General features: G+C 44.4%; 3 protein-coding genes. 1 reads left to right on the top strand and 2 read right to left on the bottom strand.

Translation table 11 applies throughout. From position 1 onward, the window contains the following. Window positions 1-210 precede the first annotated feature (210 nt). Entirely contained in the window at window positions 211-975 is a 765-nt protein-coding gene (locus H513_RS0117565) for a DsbA family oxidoreductase (protein ID WP_233422729.1), read from the bottom strand. 58 nt (window positions 976-1033) lie between these two features. On the opposite strand from H513_RS0117565, the gene H513_RS0117560 reads away from it, so the two are divergent. After that, the gene (locus H513_RS0117560) at window positions 1034-2245 is read left to right on the top strand and encodes a multidrug effflux MFS transporter (protein WP_026801890.1); all 1212 of its coding nucleotides are present in this window, start codon (window positions 1034-1036) and stop codon (window positions 2243-2245) included. A gap of 53 nt (window positions 2246-2298) precedes the next feature. Here H513_RS0117560 and H513_RS0117555 read toward each other — a convergent pair whose 3' ends face one another. After that, window positions 2299-3486, bottom strand: coding sequence for a DUF4317 domain-containing protein (locus H513_RS0117555; RefSeq protein ID WP_026801889.1), 1188 nt, complete (start codon window positions 3484-3486; stop codon window positions 2299-2301). Window positions 3487-3634 lie beyond the last annotated feature (148 nt).

Here is a 3634-nt window from a genome sequence, read left to right as displayed (position 1 = left end):
CCTCCACTGGAAAAATTCACTTAAGAAGGATAACGATAGCTTAGTAGTCATTTCAAGTTTTGCTTAGCTTGACGGCTATGGGGACAGGTTCCTTGTCCCACTTCATGCAGTCACAATAGTTCGCACCTCAACCTATAAAAAAAACCATGCACCTTCTAAGTGCATGGTTTTTTTATAAGGACGGGACGGTGAACCTGTCCCTCCGTCCCCCTAGCCGTCGCATTCATCGCCGGTGCAGAATTCGGTTTTAGCGGAGCTTTTGATTGCATTTTCTTGTTCTTCTTGGAGAATTTGTTGCAGTCCTTGTACAAAGACTTCCTTAGGCTGTGCGCCGGACATAGCGTACTTGTCGTTAAAGACGAAGAAGGGAACACCCTGAACTCCGATTTCGTGTGCTTCTTTTTCGTCTGTACGGACAGCTTTTTCGTATCGGTCTTCGCTGAACGCTGCTTCGACATCGTCTTGTGTCATGCCAGCCTCAATAGCTAGCTTCGTTAGCGTATCACGGTCACCAATATGTTTGGCTTCCTCGAAGTGTGCTTTGAACAACGTTTCAGCCACCTGATCACCAAGCCCTTGTTGTTGCGCACGTTGAAACAGACGGTGCGCATCAAACGTATTGGTTGGGACTAGACGGTCGAAGTCGAATTGAAGACCGACTTCAGCTGCTTGCTGTCGTAGCCCATCAGCCATTTGCTTCATTTCATCTACTGATTTCCCGTATTTTTCAGCAAGGAGCTCATATTCATTTTTATCATGATTTACTGGTGCGTAAGGATTGAGTTCAAAACTATTAAAACGGAACTTCACTTGTTCGCCTTCAGGAAATTCGGCTAATGCCTCTTCCAATCGACGTTTACCGATATAACAGAATGGACAAGCAAAGTCTGACCATACTTCTATTTGCATCGCGAACACCTCATTCATAGATTGTTCTTTGATTGTAGCATACGTAAAGGGGTGATGTGGGGACAAGGGACCTGTCCCTCCGTCCCGAGGAATGGTACATTATGGTTTGAGGGAGGAATGGGTGTTGTCATCATTTAATGCTTATGGGGAAACGACTTATCGTAAAAGTTATGTATGGACATTTATTATCATCTTAGGGTCGCTTAGCGCCTTTGGTCCGTTGACAATTGATATGTATTTGCCGGCGCTTCCAACGATTGCGGGTGAATTGAACGCGAGTGCATCCTCAACGCAATTAACGTTAACAGCATGTCTGATTGGCTTAGCCGTAGGGCAGCTTGTTATGGGGCCAATAAGTGATGTGAGAGGGAGGAAGAAGCCGCTCATTATCGCGTTAGCAGTCTACACAATTGCTTCTGTTCTTTGTATGTTTACAACATCAATTACAGTGTTCGTTGCGTTACGATTGCTACAAGGTCTGGCAGGCGCGGCGGGTCTGGTTATTTCAAGGGCAGCTGCTCGTGATTTATTCGCTGGCAGTCAATTAACGAAATTCTTCGCAATGCTTATGCTCGTCAATGGTCTTGCCCCAATTTTAGCCCCTGTAGTGGGTGGACAGTTGCTACAAGTCATGTCATGGCGTGGGGTGTTCGGTGTTCTAACCATTATTGGTGGCTTTATGTTGCTTGTTGTATCCTTATTTCTCAATGAAACGCTGGCAGTCGAAAGGAGAAAGACAGGAGGTCTGACGGAAACGGTCTCCACATTTGGGACGCTGTTGAAGGACCGTACCTTCGTTGGATACGCACTTGTTCAAGGGTTTGTCATGAGTGCGATGTTTGCCTATATATCTGGTTCCACATTTGTATTACAAGACATCTATGGCTTATCACCTCAACTATTCAGCTTTGTATTCGCCCTAAATGGGTTAGGGCTTGTAATCGCGACGCAAGTCACTGGATTTCTGAGCCAACGAATTAGCGAAACGTCGCTGTTTAAGTACGGCTTACTCCAAGCGCTTCTTGGCAGCTTGTTGCTTGTTGTCGTTATCGTATTCAATGCGCCTGTATGGGTACTCTGTGTCATGCTGTTTCTTTCGGTTACAAGTGTAGGAATTATTAATACAACCGTCTTTTCACTAGCTATGCAAGATCAGGCTGAACAAGCAGGTAGTGCGTCCGCCTTACTTGGGTTACTTCCATTCTTACTCGGAGCCTTAGTCGCACCTATTGTAGGAATCGGAAATGGAACAACTGCACTTCCTATGGGAGTTGTCATCCTAAGCTGTGCGCTTATTGCAGGGGTTGCTTATCTCTTTCTTGTTCGCAAGAAATAAAAAAAGACAGGTACATCTTGCCGTAGGCAAAAGGTATCTGTCTTTTATATAGGTTATGATTCGCTATCGTTAATACCACCAAATGCTTCAGGAAGCATCTTAAATCCTTCAATCTCCGCATCTTCTTCCACTTCAACCATGACGTAGCGTTTCCCGTTGAAATTAACTTGTTTCACAAACTCTAAGTCTTGTGGACTAATCGATATGTTTGCCACTTTGGTGTTAATCTTAATTGATTTTGATTTATATTTTGGCACAACGCTGCTTGCTTTAAGCTCGTACCCTTCATTATCGGTGTAGCGTTTGAAAGCAGTCTTCACTTGCTCCCCATCAACAGCTTCCCCGCTCATCGTTAAGACGCGTTCCACATCTTTATAATCGAGCTTAGCCGGCTCGTCATCTTCTTCATGATCCTCAATCACCTGGTTCACTTCGCGATAGACGTTAGCGAGTGTGGATGGATTAAGCTGGTCCCCGACAACGTCTCGAATCACTTCTTCAAAGACTGCCTTGTCCTCTTTCGCTGTCATTGGCTCTTCAGCATTCAACACTTCCTCCGTAAATCGAACATCTGGGTCGTGTGCCTTGGAAGAGGAGTATAGAATATGATTCACATCAGCAAAATGGTCTGTAAACGTTGGGAACATAAACCCACCTAACGGAGACTTCAAATCGACAACTGGATCGACATCGATGTTGTACTTAAATTCCTTCTCTACATAGTCGAATACCCAGTCTTTCTTTGGATCTTGTGTTTTATTCACGCTACACAGAATGAATGGGTGAGAATACACCGTATCGTTCTCGCTCGCATCTGATTCATCACTCTGTTTCTTCATGGGCTTGTTGTATTCTGCTCGAATAAATGTCACGACAATGTCATGCTCATGAGGATGCTCATGAATCATCTTCTCAGTCATCGCGAGCATTTGTTCTTTCCAATCCTCGACGTCCTGACTCAACAGCCCTTTATGTAAGATGAGCTGGCTGTGATTCTCAGCCTCGCGCATAAATTTCAGTTCAAATAACTTCTCATCCAATTGCCCGGATAAGAGTTTCTTGAAATTGTTCATAAACAACTCCTGCTGATCGCGCTCGAGCATTTCGAACAATTGGCTCTGCTGGTGAAACACTTCAGTCGTTTCCTTCAGAATATACACATTAAAAATATGAGAAATCTTCAATAAGTCCTGATCCACTTTCAACTGCTTCCGAATACCCGCAATATCTTTCTTATCCATACTAACGTCCACTCCTGTTCGCCATCATTATCCCTCTATTCTAACACGCGGGACAGGGGGACAGGTACCATAGCCGTCAAGCTAAGCAAAACTTGAAATGACTACTAAGCTATCGTTATCCTTCTTAAGTGAATTTTTCCAGTGGAGG

The sequence above is a fragment of the Pontibacillus halophilus JSM 076056 = DSM 19796 genome (assembly GCF_000425205.1).
GTDB lineage: Bacteria > Bacillota > Bacilli > Bacillales > BH030062 > Pontibacillus_A > Pontibacillus_A halophilus.
The sequence above is the reverse complement of the archived record's forward strand: the minus strand, read 5'-3'. Positions and strand labels throughout refer to the sequence as shown.